Annotated in this window: 21 protein-coding genes; 13 read left to right on the top strand and 8 right to left on the bottom strand. The window is 70.4% G+C overall.

Annotated features, from left to right (window positions below; translation table 11 throughout):
* Position 1: 1 nt before the first annotated feature.
* Complete coding sequence (gene panD, locus MRBLWH10_RS15665; protein WP_341940628.1) at positions 2-373, top strand: aspartate 1-decarboxylase; 372 nt, start codon at positions 2-4, stop codon at positions 371-373.
* Positions 370-1,239, top strand: a complete 870-nt coding sequence (gene panB, locus MRBLWH10_RS15660; RefSeq protein ID WP_341940627.1) for a 3-methyl-2-oxobutanoate hydroxymethyltransferase — start codon at positions 370-372, stop codon at positions 1,237-1,239. The genes panD and panB overlap by 4 nt, the downstream gene beginning before the upstream one ends.
* A 52-nt stretch (positions 1,240-1,291) precedes the next feature.
* Here panB and MRBLWH10_RS15655 read toward each other — a convergent pair whose 3' ends face one another.
* A complete protein-coding gene (locus MRBLWH10_RS15655) occupies positions 1,292-1,570 on the bottom strand; it encodes a helix-turn-helix transcriptional regulator (RefSeq protein ID WP_223587489.1) in 279 nt (92 codons plus the stop codon).
* A 63-nt stretch (positions 1,571-1,633) separates the two neighbouring features.
* Between MRBLWH10_RS15655 and map the strand changes: the two genes are divergently transcribed.
* Positions 1,634-2,407 (top strand): type I methionyl aminopeptidase, encoded by a 774-nt coding sequence (map, locus tag MRBLWH10_RS15650; protein WP_341940626.1) that lies wholly within the window; start codon positions 1,634-1,636, stop codon positions 2,405-2,407.
* A gap of 93 nt (positions 2,408-2,500) precedes the next feature.
* Positions 2,501-3,844 (top strand): DUF222 domain-containing protein, encoded by a 1,344-nt coding sequence (locus MRBLWH10_RS15645; protein WP_341940625.1) that lies wholly within the window; start codon positions 2,501-2,503, stop codon positions 3,842-3,844.
* A 288-nt stretch (positions 3,845-4,132) separates the two neighbouring features.
* Here the strand turns inward: MRBLWH10_RS15645 and MRBLWH10_RS15640 are convergent, their stop codons facing one another.
* Complete coding sequence (locus tag MRBLWH10_RS15640; protein WP_341940624.1) at positions 4,133-5,356, bottom strand: MFS transporter; 1,224 nt, start codon at positions 5,354-5,356, stop codon at positions 4,133-4,135.
* An 80-nt stretch (positions 5,357-5,436) separates the two neighbouring features.
* On the opposite strand from MRBLWH10_RS15640, the gene MRBLWH10_RS15635 reads away from it, so the two are divergent.
* From MRBLWH10_RS15635 to MRBLWH10_RS15620, 4 genes are all read left to right on the top strand, one after another.
* Positions 5,437-5,742, top strand: a complete 306-nt coding sequence (locus tag MRBLWH10_RS15635; protein WP_105673110.1) for a helix-turn-helix transcriptional regulator — start codon at positions 5,437-5,439, stop codon at positions 5,740-5,742.
* Positions 5,743-5,925: 183 nt separating this feature from the next.
* Positions 5,926-6,408 (top strand): hypothetical protein, encoded by a 483-nt coding sequence (locus MRBLWH10_RS15630; RefSeq protein ID WP_341940623.1) that lies wholly within the window; start codon positions 5,926-5,928, stop codon positions 6,406-6,408.
* 68 nt (positions 6,409-6,476) lie between these two features.
* The gene (locus MRBLWH10_RS15625; RefSeq protein ID WP_223587331.1) at positions 6,477-7,037 is read left to right on the top strand and encodes a PadR family transcriptional regulator; all 561 of its coding nucleotides are present in this window, start codon (positions 6,477-6,479) and stop codon (positions 7,035-7,037) included.
* Positions 7,038-7,085: 48 nt separating this feature from the next.
* Complete coding sequence (locus tag MRBLWH10_RS15620; RefSeq protein WP_341940622.1) at positions 7,086-8,786, top strand: AarF/UbiB family protein; 1,701 nt, start codon at positions 7,086-7,088, stop codon at positions 8,784-8,786.
* A gap of 24 nt (positions 8,787-8,810) precedes the next feature.
* On the opposite strand, the gene MRBLWH10_RS15615 is transcribed toward MRBLWH10_RS15620, so the two are convergent.
* A complete protein-coding gene (locus MRBLWH10_RS15615) occupies positions 8,811-10,403 on the bottom strand; it encodes an SDR family oxidoreductase (protein ID WP_341940621.1) in 1,593 nt (530 codons plus the stop codon).
* Between the two features lie 182 nt (positions 10,404-10,585).
* Between MRBLWH10_RS15615 and MRBLWH10_RS15610 the strand changes: the two genes are divergently transcribed.
* The 4 genes from MRBLWH10_RS15610 (at position 10,586) to MRBLWH10_RS15595 (ending at position 12,870) form a co-directional block, all read left to right on the top strand.
* Positions 10,586-11,059 carry an SRPBCC family protein gene (locus tag MRBLWH10_RS15610; protein WP_341940620.1) on the top strand — a complete coding sequence of 158 codons (474 nt, stop codon included), beginning with the start codon at positions 10,586-10,588 and terminating at the stop codon, positions 11,057-11,059.
* Positions 11,056-11,373, top strand: a complete 318-nt coding sequence (locus tag MRBLWH10_RS15605) for a helix-turn-helix domain-containing protein (protein ID WP_258132480.1) — start codon at positions 11,056-11,058, stop codon at positions 11,371-11,373. The genes MRBLWH10_RS15610 and MRBLWH10_RS15605 overlap by 4 nt, the downstream gene beginning before the upstream one ends.
* Before the next feature lie 137 nt (positions 11,374-11,510).
* Positions 11,511-11,891 carry a helix-turn-helix domain-containing protein gene (locus MRBLWH10_RS15600; protein WP_223587315.1) on the top strand — a complete coding sequence of 127 codons (381 nt, stop codon included), beginning with the start codon at positions 11,511-11,513 and terminating at the stop codon, positions 11,889-11,891.
* A gap of 1 nt (position 11,892) precedes the next feature.
* A complete protein-coding gene (locus MRBLWH10_RS15595; protein ID WP_341940619.1) occupies positions 11,893-12,870 on the top strand; it encodes an SRPBCC family protein in 978 nt (325 codons plus the stop codon).
* Positions 12,871-12,976: 106 nt separating this feature from the next.
* Here the strand turns inward: MRBLWH10_RS15595 and MRBLWH10_RS15590 are convergent, their stop codons facing one another.
* The 5 genes from MRBLWH10_RS15590 to MRBLWH10_RS15570 are packed head-to-tail and all read right to left on the bottom strand — an operon-like array spanning position 12,977 to position 15,799.
* Positions 12,977-13,762, bottom strand: a complete 786-nt coding sequence (locus MRBLWH10_RS15590; RefSeq protein WP_341940618.1) for a ribonuclease H — start codon at positions 13,760-13,762, stop codon at positions 12,977-12,979.
* Positions 13,763-13,821: 59 nt separating this feature from the next.
* Positions 13,822-14,037: a hypothetical protein gene (locus tag MRBLWH10_RS15585; RefSeq protein ID WP_105673119.1), complete on the bottom strand. Its 216-nt coding sequence runs from the start codon at positions 14,035-14,037 to the stop codon at positions 13,822-13,824.
* An 18-nt stretch (positions 14,038-14,055) separates the two neighbouring features.
* Positions 14,056-14,397, bottom strand: coding sequence for a hypothetical protein (locus MRBLWH10_RS15580; RefSeq protein ID WP_341940617.1), 342 nt, complete (start codon positions 14,395-14,397; stop codon positions 14,056-14,058).
* Between the two features lie 33 nt (positions 14,398-14,430).
* Positions 14,431-14,760 (bottom strand): protealysin inhibitor emfourin, encoded by a 330-nt coding sequence (locus tag MRBLWH10_RS15575; protein WP_341940616.1) that lies wholly within the window; start codon positions 14,758-14,760, stop codon positions 14,431-14,433.
* Complete coding sequence (locus MRBLWH10_RS15570) at positions 14,717-15,799, bottom strand: M4 family metallopeptidase (protein ID WP_341940615.1); 1,083 nt, start codon at positions 15,797-15,799, stop codon at positions 14,717-14,719. The genes MRBLWH10_RS15575 and MRBLWH10_RS15570 overlap by 44 nt, the downstream gene beginning before the upstream one ends.
* Positions 15,800-16,035: 236 nt before the next feature.
* Between MRBLWH10_RS15570 and MRBLWH10_RS15565 the strand changes: the two genes are divergently transcribed.
* A complete protein-coding gene (locus tag MRBLWH10_RS15565) occupies positions 16,036-17,346 on the top strand; it encodes a sugar ABC transporter substrate-binding protein (RefSeq protein ID WP_223587309.1) in 1,311 nt (436 codons plus the stop codon).
* Positions 17,347-17,348 lie beyond the last annotated feature (2 nt).

Raw genomic sequence — 17,348 nt, 5'->3', positions numbered from 1 at the left:
CATGCTGAAGTCGAAGATCCACCGCGCCACCGTCACCGGCAGCGACCTCCACTACGTGGGCTCCATCACGATCGACCCCATCCTGCTCGAGGCCTCCGACATCCGCCCGCACGAGCAGGTGCACGTCGTCGACGTCGACAACGGCTCGCGCTTCGTGACCTACGCCCTCGAAGGAGAGCGCGGAACCGGCGTCGTCCAGGTCAACGGCGCCGCCGCGCGCCTTGTGCACACGGGCGACACGATCATCGTCATCTCCTACGCCGACTACTCCCGAGAAGACCTCGAAGACTATGTGCCGACCGTCGTGCACGTCGACCGGAGCAACACGATCATCAGGGTCGACGACGCCGTCGGAGAGCTGGTGACAGCGTGAGCGCCCACGCCGCCCCCACGAAGCGCCTCACCCTCGGCGACCTCGCCGCCAAGAAGGCCGCGGGCGAGCGCCTCGTCATGGTCACGGCCTACGACTTCCCGAGCGCGCAGATCGTCGAGGATGCCGGCGTCGACCTCGTGCTCGTCGGGGACTCCGCCGCGATGACCGTGCTCGGCTACGACAGCACGGTGCCCGTCACGGTCGACGAGATGCTCATGCTCACGAAGGCGGTCCGCCGCGGACTCGACCGCCCGCTCCTCGTCGGCGACCTGCCGTTCGGCTCGTACGAGGCCTCAGACGCCGAGGCGATCGAGACGGCCCGGCGCTTCGTCAAGGAGGCGGGCGTCGACCTCGTCAAGATCGAGCGCGGCGGCACGACCGTCGACCGTGCCCGCGCGCTCGTGAACGCCGGCATCCCCGTCGTCGGCCACGTCGGACTCACCCCGCAGACTGCGACCGCGCTCGGCGGCTACCGCGCCCAGGGACGCACCGCCGAGGCCGCCCTCGCTGTGATCGACGACGCCCTCGCCCTGCAGGCGGCAGGCGTCTCGCTGCTCGTCGTCGAAGCCGTGCCGTCGGAGGTCACCGCGGTGCTCATGCCGCTGCTCGACATCCCCGTGATCGGCATCGGCGCCGGAGCGGATGCCGACGGGCAGGTCCTCGTCTTCCACGACCTCCTCGGCCTCTATCCGGGCAGCGCCGCCAAGTTCGTCAAGCGCTACGCGGACCTCCGCGCCGCCGCCGTCGCGGGCGTCGAAGCCTACGCCGACGAGGTGCGTGAAGGCGTGTACCCGGCGCCGGAGCACGGATACGGGATGCCGGAGGCCGAGGCCCGGCGGCTCGGGGAGCTGCTCGCGGGGCGGTGACCCAGCCAGAGGCAGACCGCCTCGGGGAACTGCCGCGGGCGGTAGGACGACGCTAGGACGCGAGTCGGGTGCGGGTCGCGTCGACGGGCTGAGGGCCGACCTCCGCCCAGACCTCGTCGAGCGAGAGGCCGAGCACGTGAGCGATCGCGCCGATCGTCGCGAACGCGGGCGTCGCCACGCGTCCGGACTCGATCTTGCGCAGCGTCTCCGGCGAGACGCCGGCGTCGAGCGCCACGCCCAGCATGGAGCGTTCACCTCGCGCCCGCCGCAGCAGCGCGCCGAGCCGCTCTCCTCGCTCGATCTCGGCGGGAGTCAGCGGCAGGCGGACCATCATGGTGACGATTCTAATACCGGGATAGTATTACCGGGATAGTTATTGGAAAGCAGGCGCATCATGATCGAGATACTGAACTCCGACGAGCTGGGGCGGGCGCGGGAGACGGGAGCGCTCGTGGGCGGCATCCTGCACTCCCTGAAGGAGCGCGCGGTGGTCGGGGTGAATCTGCTCGACCTCGACCGTTGGGCGAAGGAGATGATCGAGGATGCCGGCGCCGAGTCCTGCTACGTCGACTACGCCCCGTCCTTCGGGCGCGGACCCTTCGGCCACCACATCTGCACGGCGGTCAATGACGCCGTGCTGCACGGCATGCCGCACGACTACGCGCTCGCAGACGGCGACCTGCTCACGCTCGACCTCGCCGTCTCACTGCGGGGGATCGCGGCCGACGCCGCCATCAGCTTCGTCGTCGGGCGGGCGGCGTCTCCCGACGATCTCGCGATGATCGAGGCGACCGAGCGCGCACTGGCGGCAGGCATCGCCGCGGCACGCCCTGGCGCGCGCATCGGCGACCTCTCGCGCGCCATCGGCACCGTGCTGCGCGGTGCGGGGTACTCGGTCAACCTCGAGTTCGGCGGGCACGGGATCGGCTCGACGATGCATCAGGATCCGCACGTCGCCAACGACGGCCGCCCGGGGCGCGGCTACATCCTGCGCCCCGGACTGCTTCTCGCCCTCGAACCGTGGGTCATGGCCGACACCGACCGGCTCGTGACGGACGACGACGGCTGGACGCTCCGCAGCGCCACGGGATGCCGTACGGCGCACGCCGAGCACACGATCGCGATCACCGAGTCGGGCGCGGAGGTGCTGACGCTGCCCCGCGGATGACGAGGCGAGAGAGTGCCACGACGCATGCTGGTGTTCCGGAATCCATTCGAACATAACTACGAAACTCGCCCTCATCTCTCCTAAAATGGAGGCATGTCGAAGTTGGTCGGTCTGCAGGAGGCGATGTCCCGCCTCGATGAGGCGTGGGCGGATGCCGGCGACTCGACCGACCTGAGTCGAGAGCAGCTTCTCGCCGTGAACGAGGCCCTCGGCGTGGTGCGCAGGCGACTGGATGCCGTGCACGTCGACGTGGCGGCCTCCATCTCGCGGGAGTCGCGCCCTGAACTGGGGGCCGAGGGGCTGGCGAAGCAACAGGGCTTCCGGTCGCCGGCGAAGCTGATCGCCGCGACGGTCGGCGTCTCGACCGGCGACGCGTCAAGGCTGGTCTCGGTGGGTGAGGCGACGGCGCCCCGCACTGACCTGCTGGGGGCTCGTCTCCCCGCGCGCTATCCGCTCGTCCGTGCCGCGCTCGCCGCGGGGGAGATCGGCGCGCAGGCGGCGTCGCTGATCATCGGCCTGCTCGAACGCTGCCGCGTCGCGGCCGGCGCGGAGCGAGTGGCGGAGGGTGAGCGCGTGCTGACCGCGGCGGCCGCAGGGCTCGCGCTCGACGAGGTGCGCACACTCATCGTGCGCGCCGAAGCGTGGCTCGACCCCGACGGCGTCGAGCCGCGGTCGGACGAGCAGCGCTCACGCCGGTCGCTCACCATGTTCGAGCGCGACGGGATGCTGCATCTCTCCGCGCAACTGGATGCCGAGACCGCGGCGCCGCTCGTCACCTCCATCCGCGGGTACGTCACCGCGGCGTTCGCCGCGCGTAAGGATGCGCCCGACGTCGATGCGCCCGATGTCGACCGGCGGACGATCCCTATGCTTCAGGCCGACGCGCTGTCGGCCGTGTGCGCGCACATCCTCGGGTGCGAGAACCGACGGCTCCCGCTCGCCGGTGCGACCGTCATCGTGCGGATGACCCTCGATGACCTCGAGTCCGGCACCGGATCGGCGACGATAGACGGCATCGATCAGCCGATCAGCGTCGGAGCAGCCCGCAGGATGGCCGCTGGTGGCGGAGTCATCCCCTGTGTGCTCGGCGGCGACAGCGAGATCCTCGACTGGGGGCGGGAGAAGCGGCTCTTCACGCGGGCGCAGCGCCTCGCCCTCGTCGAACGCGATGGCGGATGCGCGATGTGCGGCCTCCCACCGGGAATGACGAAGGCTCATCACATCCGCTGGTGGCGGAGGGACCGAGGTCCGACGGACCTGTCGAACGGCGTGCTGCTCTGCGAGAGCTGTCATCACCGCATCCACGACAACGGGTGGGAGATCCGCATCGACGGTGCGGGGGTCTCGGCGCGGGTGTGGTTCATCCCGCCCGCATACGTCGACGCGTCCCGCACGCCGAGACTGGGCGGGCGCGCGCGGTTCGACATAGCGGCGTGAGGCGGCGAGGGCTCCCCTCGCGTGCGTTCGCGTGAGGTGTCACGAGAGGTCGTTGGGCTGCCTTCACTGGAGTCGGCGTCACTGGAGTCAGCGTCACTGGGGTTGCCGTCACGCGAGAAAGAACTCACGTGAGCTCGCGCGGATGACCGTCGCGCGAACTCAGGCGAACAACCGCCCGTGAGCTGCACTCACGCGAACAACCGCCCGCGGGCTCGCACGGATGACCGTCACCCGACCGACGCCCGAGCTCCCCAGCGCATCCGTCACACTGGCCGCGCCGGCATCCCACTACTCCCCGCGCCGCACCCGCAGCACGAGCGCCACCACCGCCAGGGCGATCACGACGAGCCCGTAGCCGACGCACACCGGACCGAGCCCGACCATGCCGACCAGGGCGCCGGCGACGACCGCCGGCACGCCGAACGCGAGATAGGCGAGCAGGAAGATCACGGCGAACGTGTCCGCCCGCTCCGTCGCCGGGATGCGCGGAGCCAGCGAAGCGACGACCCCCGAGAACGCGGTGCCGAAGCCCATGCCGGTGATCGCCGTGGCCACGAGATAGAAGGGCAGCGACCCCGCCCCGAGCGCCAGGAGAGACAGCGCCGTGCCGGACGCGAGAGCGGCCGTGCCGAAGATCACCGTCGTGCGGGGGCGACGCCGCCGCATCGCGAACGCGGTGAGCGCTCCGACCCCGGCGAGCATCGCCACCGAGAGCCCCTGCCAGGTGTGCGCCTCGCCGCCCAGCTCAGTGCGCACGATCGTCGCGCCGAGCGACAGGAACAGCCCGCCGGTCGCCCAGCCGGCGATCACCGCGGGCGCCGCACGCCAGAAGTCTGCGCGGATGCCGGCGGGGATCGAGAGCCGGAAGCTCAGAGACGCCCATGCCCCCGGTCGCCGCGGAGCGGTCTCCGGCGCGAGCAGGAACAGCGCCGCCAGCACGACGTACACGACGGTGAGCGGGGCGAACACGTCGAGCAGCGGCTGACCGGTGAGGTCCAGGGCGACTCCAGAGACGAGCGCCCCCAGCGCGAGGCCGATGCCGGGGCTGAGGGCGTTCCACAGTGCGGCGGTGGCCGTCCGTCCGCCCGGCGCGAGGTCGAGCACGGCGGCCGACAGTGCGGAGATCAGAATGCCGCTCGCGACGCCCTGCAGCACGCGGGCGAGGACGAGCGCCGTGACGGAGTCGGCATGCCAGAACAGCGCCATGCTCGCGGCGAGCAGCAGGAACCCGGCGATCGCGACCGGCCGACGCCCGACATGATCGGAGAGGGACCCCGCGGTGAGCAGCGCGAGCAGCAGGGCGATCGCGTACACGGCGAACACCGCGCTGATCACGATCGCGTCGAACCCGATGTCCTGCGCGAGCACCGGGTAGAAGGGCGACGGTGCGCTCGCGCCGATCATCATCGCGATCTGCGCCGCGATCGCGAGCGCGAAACCGAACCGTGCGCGCCGCGGCCCGGCGGGCGAGCGCGTCGCCCCCGGAGTGACGATCGGCTGGGTGATGGTCATGACCTCTCCTGTCGGTTCGAGAATCATCGAACTATCGGAGCGTACTCGCCATCCGTCGATTGTTCAACTATTCTCGAACCATGCCTGGCGACCTCCCGCACCCGGATCGATCCGACATCCGGCTCACCGACGTGCTCTTCGCGCTCAGCGACCCCGAGCGCCTGGCGATCACGCGACAGCTCGCAGACGGCCCTCTCGACATGGCCGCCTGCCACTCCACCGACCCGAACCTGCCGAAGTCGACCAAGTCGCACTTCATGAAGGTGCTCCGTGAAGCGGGCGTCATCCGCAACGAGCCCAACGGGCGCCGGCGCACGCTCACCCTGCGCCGCGACGACCTCGACGAGCTGTTCCCCGGCCTGCTCGACTCCGTGCTGCGCGACTGAGACCTCCGGAAACCGACTGAGTCCTCCGAAAATTGACTGAGGCCCCGGAATCCGGCTGAGCCCTCCGGGAGCCGACTGGGCCCCCGGAAACCGACCGAGGCCGCCGGAAGTCGACGGGGACTCCGAAAGCCGACGGGACCCCCGGAAGCCCGTGTCCGCGACGGCGCGCCCTAGAGTGACCACATGCCCGTCGAACCCCCGGAATGGACCGAGGTCGAGCTGACCAGCCACCGCGGCGCGGTCGGTCAGCGCATCATCGCGGCCATGCTCGTCGTGGTCGGTCTCGTCGGCGTGGTTCTGAGCATCCTCGCCGTGCCCGACTGGTGGGTCGTCGTGGCGGTGTTCCTCGTCAGCGTGTTCCTCGGGATCATCGGCCTGAGCCTCTGGTTCCACGTGGGCATGAGCGCGGCCGCCACGGTCGAGCTGGTCAGGGTCGGCGCCCCGACCGCCCTCCGCGTGCTGCGAGCGGAGGAGATCGCCGACGAGAGCATCGTCTTCCGGCTCTTCCTCCGCCTGCCAAGGGAGGAGCTCGTGGTCGTGCAGCATCAGTGCAGCCAGGGGCAGTGCGTGGAGGCGGGCCGAGCGGCTCCGCACTCCGAGGTGCCCGCGATCCTCGACCCGGTCACGAAGTCGTGGGGCGTCGTGCACGGCCGTCTCGACGTCTGAGATTCCCACCCCACTCCCAGCCCCAACGACATATCGTTGAGTATCGCTACCGATATCGGGAGGTCACCATGAACAACTCATTCCCCTCGAACCCGTTCGCGGGTGCGGGCGCCGGACCGGCATCCGCCCTCTTCGAGGCCATGGAGCAGCTGCGCACCTCGTTCGCGCCCCGACCCAGCGGCGGCTCGCGCATGGCGCGAGGCGACGTCCGCACGGCCGTGCTCTCGCTTCTCGCCGAGAAGCCCATGCACGGCTACCAGATCATCAACGAGATCGCCGAGCGCAGCGGCGGCAGCTGGAAGCCCAGCGCCGGCTCGGTCTACCCGACCCTGCAGCTGCTCGCCGACGAGGGTCTCATCACCGCCGAGGAGCAGAACGGCCGCAAGACCTACTCGCTCACGGATGCCGGAGCAGAGGTCGCCGCCGAGGCCACCGAGACCCCCGCGCCGTGGGAGGCCTCAGGACCCCGCGACCACACCCGCTTCAGCGCGCTGCCCAAGGCCGGCGTCGACCTCGCCGCGGCTGCCGCCCAGGTGGGGCGCACGGGGTCGCCCGAGCAGGTCCAGCAGGCCATCGAGGTGCTCGACGAGGCCCGTCGTAGGCTGTACTCGATCCTCGCCCAGGACTGACCGCGTGGCAGTGCGGCCTCCGCTGAGGAGCAGCGAGAGGACGGCGCGATGACGGATGCTGCGGCGCAGGGCGCCCACCGCGCCCGCTACCGTCGCATCCTGTCGTTCGCGGCGCGCGAGTTCCTCGCCATCTGGTGGTTCGAGCTCGTCCTGCCCCGCATCGGGCTGAGCCGGGTGTCCGAGCGCACGCGCGCCGGTCGGATGCAGCGTTTCGCCCGGCGCTTCCACGCCCTCGCGATCGCTCTGGGCGGGCTCATGATCAAGGTCGGGCAGTTCATGTCGTCCCGCCTCGACGTGCTCCCGCCGGAGATCACGAAGGAGCTGGAGGGGCTGCAGGACGAGGTGCCCGCCGTGCCGTTCGCCGACATCCGCGTCGTCGCCGAGGACGAGCTGGGGGTTCCGCTGGAGCGCGCCTACGCGTGGTTCGACGAGAACCCCGTGGCCGCGGCATCCCTCGGCCAGGCGCACCGCGCCCGGCTCTCCGACCTCGACGCCGCCGACACCGGCCTCGAGAACGTCGTCGTCAAGGTGCAGCGACCGGGCATCGACGCGATCGTCGCGACCGACCTCGCCGCCCTCCGCCGGGTCGCGCGCTGGCTCACCCGCGTGCGGATCGTCGCCGACCGCGTCGACGCCCGCGGTCTCGTCGAGGAGTTCGCGCAGACGAGCCTCGAGGAGATCGACTACCTGCACGAGGCCGCGAGCGCCGAGAGGTTCCGCGAGAACTTCGCCGACGACCCCCGCGTCGACACCCCCGAGATCGTCTGGGAGCGCTCGACGCGTCGGGTGCTCACCCTGTCGGACGTCACCGCGATCAAGATCAACGACACCGACGCCCTGCGCGCCGCAGGCATCGACCCCTCCGAGGTCGCCGACGTGTTCGCCGAAGTCATGTTCGACCAGGTCTTCACCCACAGCTTCGTGCACGCCGACCCGCACCCCGGCAACATCTTCGTGACCCCGGTGCCGGCATCCGCCGCCAGGGAACGCGGCTTCCGGCTCACCTTCATCGACTTCGGGATGATGGCCGAGGTGCCCGACAGCCTCCGCGACGGGTTGCGCACCCTCCTCATCGCGATCGCCGGGCGCGACAGCCGTGGCCTCGTGACGGCCGCGCAGGAGATCGGCGTGCTGCTGCCCTCGGCCGACACGGCCGAGCTCGAACGCGCGCTGACCGCCCTGTTCGCGCGTTTCGGCGGCATGGGCTTCGCCGAGCTCAGCACGGTCGACCCGCGGGAGTTCCGCGACTTCGCCGACGAGTTCGGTGACATGGTGCGCTCGCTGCCCCTGCAGTTGCCGGAGAACATGCTGCTGCTGATCCGTGCCGTCTCCTTGACGTCGGGCATGTGCAGCAGCCTCGACCCGTCGTTCAACGTGTGGGATGCCGCGGAGCCCTACGCCGGGCGCCTGCTGCGCGACGAGTCCGGGAACCTGATTCAGGACCTCGCGAAGCAGGCCATGCAGAACGCCGCCGTGACCTGGCGGCTGCCGAAGCGGATCGACGACATCATCACGCGCGTCGACGAGGGCAGCGTGACCTTCGACACGTCGCGTCTCGAACGACGGCTCGATCGTCTGGAGGGCATCGCGAGGCGCATCGCCTCGGGCGTGCTGTTCGCGGCGCTGCTCATCGGCGGCGCCCTGCTCGTCCCGTCCGCTCCGCCGCTGGGGATCACGCTCGTCTGCGTGTCGGTGCTCCCGCTGCTGCACTCGCTGTTCGCGGGCGTGGGCAGGCGCGGGCCGCGCTAGTCCGTCCTGGTCGTCGCGCGACGGTCAGGTGTGCGAGGGGGCGGCGTCGTCCGCGATGTCCGCGACCGGAGTCATCGGCTCCCTGGGCATCTCGGCCGCCGCGGTGATCCGCGCCGCCATGCCCGCGAAGATGAAGCCGTGGAACGGCAGCACGGCCAACCAGTACAGCCGCCCGCCCAGCCCGCGGGGGAAGAACACGGCCCGCTGCTCGTACCTCGCCCGATCCCCCTCCGGCACCGCCCGCAGCTCCAGCCAGGCGTCGCCGGGCACCTTCATCTCGGCGCGCAGGCGCAGGAGGCTCCCGGCATCCGCATGCTCGACGGCCTCGACGCGCCAGAAGTCGATCGCGTCGCCGACCCTCGCGGCGCTCCGGCTGCGGCGTCCTCGTTGAAGCCCGACTCCGCCCACGAGCCGGTCCATCCACCCGCGCACCGCCCAGAGCAGCGGCGACGAGTACCACCCGTTCTCCCCGCCGATGCCGACGATGACGCGCCACAGGTCGGCGGCGGAGGCGCCGGTCTCGACGGTGCGCGCGTCGGTGAACACCGTGCGGCCGGCCCAGTCGGGGTCGCTCGGCAGCGGGTCGCTCGGGGCGCCGGACACCTCCGCATCCTGCCAGCTGGTCTCCACGCTGTCGGCGTCGAGCCGGCCCAGCGCGAGCGACACGGCCTGACGGTAGGGCGTGAGCCCGCCCGACGGGAGCGGGATGATCGCGTCCACCGCCCTGTCCTTCACGACGCACTCGTTCTGCAGCGATGCGACGAGCGGCCGCGCGATCGCGCGGGGCACCGGGGTGACGAGGTTCACCCAGTGCGAGGCGAGCCCCGGCGTGAGCACGGGCAGCGCGGCGATCGCCCGCTGCGGGAGTCCGGCCTCCACGGCGTAGCCGTTCATCATCTGTCCGTACCGCAGCACGTCGGGTCCGCCGATGTCGACGGCGCGATTGACGCCGGCATCCACGCGGGCCGCCCCGAGGAGGTAGTGCAGCACGTCGCGCACCGCGATCGGCTGGATGCGGTTGCGCACCCACTTCGGCGCCGGCATGTACGGCAGCACCTCGGTCAGGTGCCGGATCATCTCGAAGGATGCAGAGCCGGAGCCGATCACGACCCCCGCCTGCAGCACGAGCGTCGGCACGCCGGACGCCAGGAGGATCTCTCCGACGCGCACGCGGGAGCGCAGGTGGGGGGAGAGCGCGACGTCGGCGGGATGCAGCCCGCCCAGGTACACGATGCGGTGCACGCCCGCGGTCGCCGCGGCCCCGGCGACGGTCTCCGCCGCCCTCTCGTCCGCCTCCTCGAAGCCCTTGCCCGCGCTCATCGAGTGGATCAGGTAGTAGACGACGTCGACATCGCGCACGGCGTCGGCGACGGCATCCGCGTCGTCGGCCGAGCCCTCGACGATCTCGCAGTCGGCTCCCCAGGGGAAGGATGCCGCCCGCGCTGCGTCGCGCGCGAGGATGCGCACGCGGTATCCGGCGTTCAGGAGTCGCGGGGTGAGGCGTCCGCCGATGTAGCCGGTCGCGCCGAGCACCAGCGCGCGCGGAGGGGTGCCGTCGTCGCGCGGGAGGGCGCGCAGTGCGTCTTCGTGTCCGGTGGGCTGGGTGAGATCGGCCATGCTCCGAGCGTAGGCGCGTGGTGCTCGAGGTCACAGCGGGTTGCGCGAACGCTCCGGACGTGAAACAGGCCGTCGAACAAGTGCAACTCCAGGGTTGCGGCATCGAAGGGTGTGTGCAACTCTTGAGTTGCAGGTGAACGGCGATCCGGCCGCACCCCGGGAAAGGAACCATGATGGTCAACATGACAGAGAACCCCGCATCCGTCGTCGACGAGGAGACGTTCTCGGTGCGGCGCACGATCCGCATCGCGGCATCCGTCGACAAGGTCTGGCGCGCCGTGACCGAACCGGAGCACATCTCGCGCTGGTTCGGCCGCACGCTGCTCGACGGCGCCGGCGTCGGAGCGACCGGCACGATGACGTTCCCCGACTACGGGGCGATCCCGCTGCGCGTCGAGGCCTGCGAGGAGCCGAACCTCATCGCCTACCGCTGGGGCAACGACGACGCGCAGGATGCACGACCCGAGGTGCTCGACCCCGAGACCTCGACGGTCTTCACGTTCACGCTGGAGCCGATCGACGGCGGCACGCAGCTCACCGTCGTCGAGAGCGGCTTCGAGCGCACGTCGTCCCCGCTCGAGAACCTCGAGAGCCACCGCGCCGGCTGGGACTCCGAGCTGGACAAGCTCGTCGCCCTGGTCGAAGGTGAAGTGTGACCGCGGACACCCTGATCCCCATGTTCGCCGCTCTCGCAGACGAGACGCGGTGGAGCATCCTGACGGCTCTCGGCGAGGGGGATGCCTCGGCATCCGCCCTCGCCGGGCGCCTGCCGGTGAGCCGTCAGGCCATCGCGAAGCACCTGGTGGTCCTGCAGGAGGTCGGGCTCGTCGAGCCGATCCCGGTCGGGCGCGAGGTGCGCTTCCGGGTGATCGGCGCCGAGCTCGCCGTCACCGCCGCGAAGCTCGACGCCATCGGCCGGGACTGGGACCGCCGCCTCGCCGCGATCAAGGAGATCGCCGAAGGGCTGTGAGCCGTCCGGTTCGAGTCGGCGCGTTCCGGCCTGCGTCGAGAATCGGTGGGGCTGCGCGCCGGATGGCTGCCGCGCTCGCCGGCGCATTCGCAGAAACCTCTTGACACGGCATCCGCTGTCGCATAACGTACAACCAAATGGTTGTACAAAGAGAACTCAGCGAAGCGGAGGTCGACCGTGTGTTCCACGCACTGGCGACGGCGACCCGGCGCGACATCCTGCGCCGGACGATCGAGCGGGAGCAGTCCGTCTCGACCCTCGCCTCCGAATACGAGATGTCCTTCGCCGCGGTGCAGAAGCACGTGTCCGTGCTCGAAGCGGCGAACCTCATCGTCAAGCGCGCCGAGGGGCGCGAGCGGCTCGTCCGCGCGAACCCCGAGATGATCGCCCGCGCCAGGGCGCTCCTCGCCCGATACGAAGAGCTGTGGCGGTCGCGCATCGCCCGGCTCGACGACCTGCTGGCCGAGCCGGCACCCATGCAGCAGAGCACCACCGAACCGAAAGAGCAGGGAGACTGACATGCCTGTCACCGACATCACCACGGATGCCGAGAACCTCACCATGACCGTCGTCGCGGACTTCGCGGCGCCGATCGAGCGGGTCTGGAGCGCCTACAGTGACCCGCGGCAGCTCGAGCGCTTCTGGGGTCCTCCCGGATGGCCGGCGACCTTCACCGCCTGGGACCACAGCGTCGGCGGACGCGCGAACTACACGATGAACGGTCCGCGCGGCGAGGCCTCCTCCGGCTCGTGGGAGTTCCTCTCGATCGAGGAGCCGACCGCGTTCGCGGTGCTGGACTCCTTCGCCGACGCTGACGGTCAGCCGCTGGAGGGCTTCCCCGCCCAGCGCATGTCCTTCACATTCGAGCCGACCGGCGATGGCACCCGAATGGTGACCATGAGCCACTTCGATTCGATCGAGGCGCTCGAGCAGGTCGTCGAGATGGGGCAGAGCGAGGGCATCCGCATGGCGATGGCCCAGCTCGACGCCGTGCTGCAGGACCTCCGCGACTACGCGCAGGGCAAGGGCACCCGCACCGAGCTCATCGACGACACGCACGTGCGCATCACCCGGCTCGTCGAGGGTCCGCGCGAGCTGGTCTGGCGCGCACACCACGAGGCCGAGCTCATGAAGCAGTGGCTGCTCGGACCCGACGGATGGGAGATGACCGAGTGCGTGGTCGCTACCGCACCCGGAGACACCTACCGCACCTCGTGGGCGCCGGTGGGTGACACCGAAGGCCAGCCCTTCGGATTCGAGGGCGAGGCGCTGCTCGTCGACGCCCCTCGCCGCGCGGTCACCACGGAACGCATGACCGGGATGCCGACGGAGACGCTCAACGACCTCAACCTCTACGAAGAGGACGGCGCGACGCTCATCACCCTCCTCATCGAGTACCCCGACAAGGAGACGCGCGACATGATCCTCGCCACCGGCATGACCGACGGCATGGAAGCCTCGTACGCCCGCCTGGAGCGGGAGCTGCTCGCCGTCTGAGCGTTCACAACTCCTCAAGAAAAGGTCGGATCCCGCGGGAGCCGGCCTTTTCTGCGCCGTCGGCCGTGATTCGTGAGGAGTTGTGAACGCCGTGTCGACGCACGGCTCAGATCAGGCGGCGCAGCGCCTCTTCGAGGGTGACGCCCTGAGCGTCGGCGAGATCGGCGAGACGCGCGTGCTCATCGCCGCTGAGCGTGAGGCGCAGCTCGATCGGGTCGTCTGTGGGAGCGTCGTCGAGCCCGTCGAAGAGGTCGGATGCCTCGGCCCACAGCGGCTCGGCGGGAAGGTCGGCGGGAGGCGCGACGGGTGCGACGGATGCAGCAGCGGGTGAGGCGGCGGGGGAGGGGGAATCCGCCCGCGCGTCGTCGGCGGGTGCGAGCCAGTCCCGGTCGGGCTGCGTCGCCATGGGGGCATCGACATTCGCCGCGCCCCGCGTGAAACCGGGGCCGCGATTCGGCTCCTGCTTCGCCTGGTACGCCTTGGCTGCACCGTTCGCGCGCTCGTCCGCCGCTTCGTTCAAGGGGTGTCCTGCGTGGCCCTTGACCCATTCGAACGTCACGTCGCGGCCTCGCATGGCCTCGTCGAGCGCCTCCATCAGGTCGCGGTTCAGCACGGGTCCGCCGTCGGACTTGCGCCATCCCTTGCGCTTCCAGCCCGGCATCCACTTGGTGATCGAGTCGATCACGTACTTGCTGTCGCACTCGATCACCAGCTTCTCGGAGGTGCCGGCCGTGGCGCGCAGCAGCTCCAGCACGGCCTGCAGCTCTCCCTGGTTGTTCGTGCCGTGCGGTGAGCCGCCGGCGGCCCAGTTCGCGTCGTCGATGTACCAGGCCCAGCCGTTCGGGCCGGGGTTGCCCAGGGCGGAGCCGTCTGCGGCGGCGGTGATCGTCATCCCTCCACCGTAGCCGCGGTCGGCGACACCGCCCGGCGGCGGGCGGGGTCAGAACCCGGTCAGTCCTTCGGCTCGCCCGTCTCGTCGGCCCCGGCCTCCGGCAGCACCGGCGCGACGGGGAAGACGATCGAGGTCACCTGCCCCTCGAACCCCAGCGACAGCGGGTCGGCCGAGGGTACGGCGTCGAGCACATCGGCCGCATCGCGATCGAGCGGTTCGGAGGGGAGGACCCACTGGTTCTCCTCTTCCTCTGGACGGTGCTGGAAAAGTCCCATGTCCCTATTGTGCGCCGCTCAGGATGCCGTGGGGGCGGCGCGCCGGAACGTGAAGTACCCCGACACCGCGCCGTGGTTGACCACGCCGGTTCCCGTGCTCAGGACGCGGTTCGAGGTCGTCGCCCCGGACTCGATGAAGGTGTACCCCGTGTGCGCGAGCCTCCACCCGATCCGCTCGACCTGCCCGAGGAAGTACCCGATGCTCTCGTTCACGGCCAGGCCGTTGTCTGCCGAGCCCCATGACGACGTCTGCCCGGTCAGGCGCCCGATCTCCACGTGCAGATGCAGGAGCACATCGCCCCTGGTCTGCGCATCCTGGGCGAGCGACAGCAGCCGCGTGGCTTCATCCGGTGTGAGCATGGTTCCCCCTGGGTCGACGTGGGTTCAGCGTAGTCACTCCGCCGATGCTGCTCGCACGGCGTCGACCAGCGCGCGCCACGGACCGTCGAGCGCCGCGTCGGGCAGCTCCTGCTCTCGCCGCTCGGAGGGGGTGCGGGCGCGGATGCTCCACACGAAGCGGTCGGCGCCCTCCGTGTCGGAGGGCGGTGCGTCCCAGGGGCAGCGGTCGATGAGCGCGATCCAGTCCCCTGCGTCCTCGGGGGCGGCGGTCACCCGCCAGCGGCGACGGATGCCGGCGATGCCGCCGGTGCGCACGACCGCGATGACGACGACGTCGTCGTCAGTCTGCGTGCGCTCCTCGGCCGGAGGAGGGGTCTCGCTCATCCTCCAAGACTCCCACGGTCGTCCAGGCGCGTCGAGCGGCTGCCGCCGTCGCGTCATCGATCGCGGATGCCGCGGTGATCGTCGCCTCCGCGAACTGCGCGAACGTGGCGGTGCTCGACAGTCCTCCGGTCAGCGCGCGGTACCAGGTCAGACCCGCGCGCTCCCAGGCGTTGCCGCCGAGGTCGCGGGCGAACAGCGCGAAGGCGCGGTTCGGGATGCCGGAGTTGATGTGCACCCCGCCGTTGTCTTCCGTCGTGCGCACGAATCCGCTCATGTGGTCGGGCTGCGGATCCTTGCCGAGCTCGTCGTCGTCATAGGCCGTCCCGGGGTGCAGCATGGAGCGCAGGGCCTCGCCCTCGACCGCATCCGTGAAGATCTCCGCGCCGATCAGCCATGTGGCCTGGGCCGCCGTCTGCCCGAGCAGATGCTGCTCGGTGAGCGCGCCGAAGACGTCGGCGATCGACTCGTTCAGCGCGCCGGGCTGGCCCTGGTACTCGAGGTTCGCGGTGTGCTGCACGACGCCGTGCGCGAGCTCGTGCCCGATCACGGTGGTCGACGCCGTGAAGCCCGTGAAGACCTCTCCGTCGCCGTCGCCGAAGACCATGCGCTCGCCGTCCCAGAAGGCGTTGTCGTAGTCGACGCCGTAGTGCACGCTCGCGTCGAGCGGCGCCCCGGCGTCGTCGAGGGAGTTGCGCGAGAACGCGGCGAGCAGCAGCTCGAAGGTGGTGCCGAGCCCGTCGAACGCCTGGTTCACGGCGGCGTCCTCGACCGGGGGATCGTCTTCGCTGCGCACCAGGATGCCGGGGAGCTTCTGCGTGTTGCCGGCGTCGCTGATGGTGCGGTTCGGCGCATCGGACAGCTGCGCCACGAGGTCGCCGTTCTCGTCGATCGACAGGTCGATGCGCGCGCGGAACGGCGGGCGCCCCGCGGTCAGCGTCTGCCGTGCGGCGGCGGCGGCGCGCGGGAACCGCCCCGACTCGGCCAGGCGCGCGAGCAGGTAGGAGGGAACGACTCCGGGAGATGCGGTGCGGCTGCTCATGCCCCGACCCTACGCCGGAGGTGTGACGTTCGCCCGGGGCATCCGCAGAGTGTGGCGTGTCGTCTCGCTCCGCTCGCTCAACGACCGGGAGCGGGGTCGTGCGCGACGTCACGAGATGATCTCGATGCCCCGGGGAAGAGGGGTGTCTCTTGACACATCTGCGTTCTGTATACAGAATACGAGTATGCCCCGAGGGGTTCCCGACACGATCTTCCGATGACGAAAGAGGTAGCGAGATGGCACGAGCGAAGGTGACGCGGTATCTGGCAGTGGGGGCCGCCGGAGCCCTGGTCCTGGGGCTCGCCGCGTGCAGCGGCGGAGGCGGAGGCGGGGGCGTCTCGGCAGACGGCACCGCGACCGTCGTGTGGTCCACATGGGGCACGGCCGATGAACTCACCCGCTACGAGGAGTTCAACAAGGACTTCATGAAGCGGCATCCCGACATCAAGGTCAAGCTGCAGCCGGTCGCCAGCTACGGCGACTACCACTCCAAGCTGCTCGCGCAGCTCACCAGCAACACCGCCCCCGACGTCTTCTACGTCGGCGACGACAAGATCGGCCAGTTCGTCGACTCGAAGCGCCTGATGCCGCTGAACGACCTCATGGACTCGAAGGACAGCAAGACCAAGAAGGACGACTTCTTCCCCGGCCTCTTCGGCGCCGCCGAGAAGGACGGTGAGACCTACGCCGCCCCGAACGACTCCAACCCCGACGTGTTCTGGTACGACAAGCAGGCCCTCGCCACCGCCGGCATCACCGAGGACCCCGCGACGCTCGCCGAGAACGGGGAGTGGACGACCGACAAGTTCCTCGAGATGAACGCCAAGCTCCACGACGCCGGCCTCACCGGCACGATGTACTGGAACTACTGGGCGACCCACTGGAGCTGGCTCTCCTCGCAGGGCGTCGACGCGCCGTACAGCGACTCCGGGGAGTTCACGGCGAACAAGGACTCCGCCGCGGTCGACGCGATGCAGCAGTTCGGCGACCTGTTCCAGGACGGCACCTTCGTGGTCGCCGACAGCCTGCCGGACGGCGCCGGAGCGGACAGCGTGTTCGTGACCCACAAGGCCGGCTTCTTCGTGCAGGGCCGGTACACGATCGGCACCGTGAAGGCGACCGGCGAGGAGGCCAGCTACGACATCGCGCCGTGGCCGACCCCCGACGGAAAAGCCGCCCCGACCGGCGTCGCCACGTCGTTCCTCGCGATCAACGGCAAGACCAAGGTGAAGGACGCGGCGTTCACGTTCTGGACCGAGTTCCTCTCGGCCGAGGGGCAGACCTTCCGCCTGCAGGGCGGCGGCAACGCGGTCCCGTCGATCAAGGGCGCCGACGACGTCGTGCTCGAAGACGGCTACCCGGCGCACGCGCAGACCTTCCTCGACATGCGCGACATCGGCTTCGAGGACTACCCCGCCGAGGCGGCCGTCCCCGGCCTGCCGGTCGACATCGCCGACGAGCTCCTCAAGCTCTACGAGGGCAAGGAAGACGCGAAGGCCGCGCTCGACAACGTCGCGAGCCTCGTCAAGGACCGGTCGGAGAAGTAGGA

Origin of the sequence: Microbacterium sp. LWH10-1.2 (assembly GCF_038397765.1) — a bacterium.
Taxonomy (GTDB): domain Bacteria; phylum Actinomycetota; class Actinomycetes; order Actinomycetales; family Microbacteriaceae; genus Microbacterium; species Microbacterium natoriense.
Note: the sequence above shows the minus strand (reverse complement) of the source record. Positions and strands in the feature narration are given on the sequence as shown.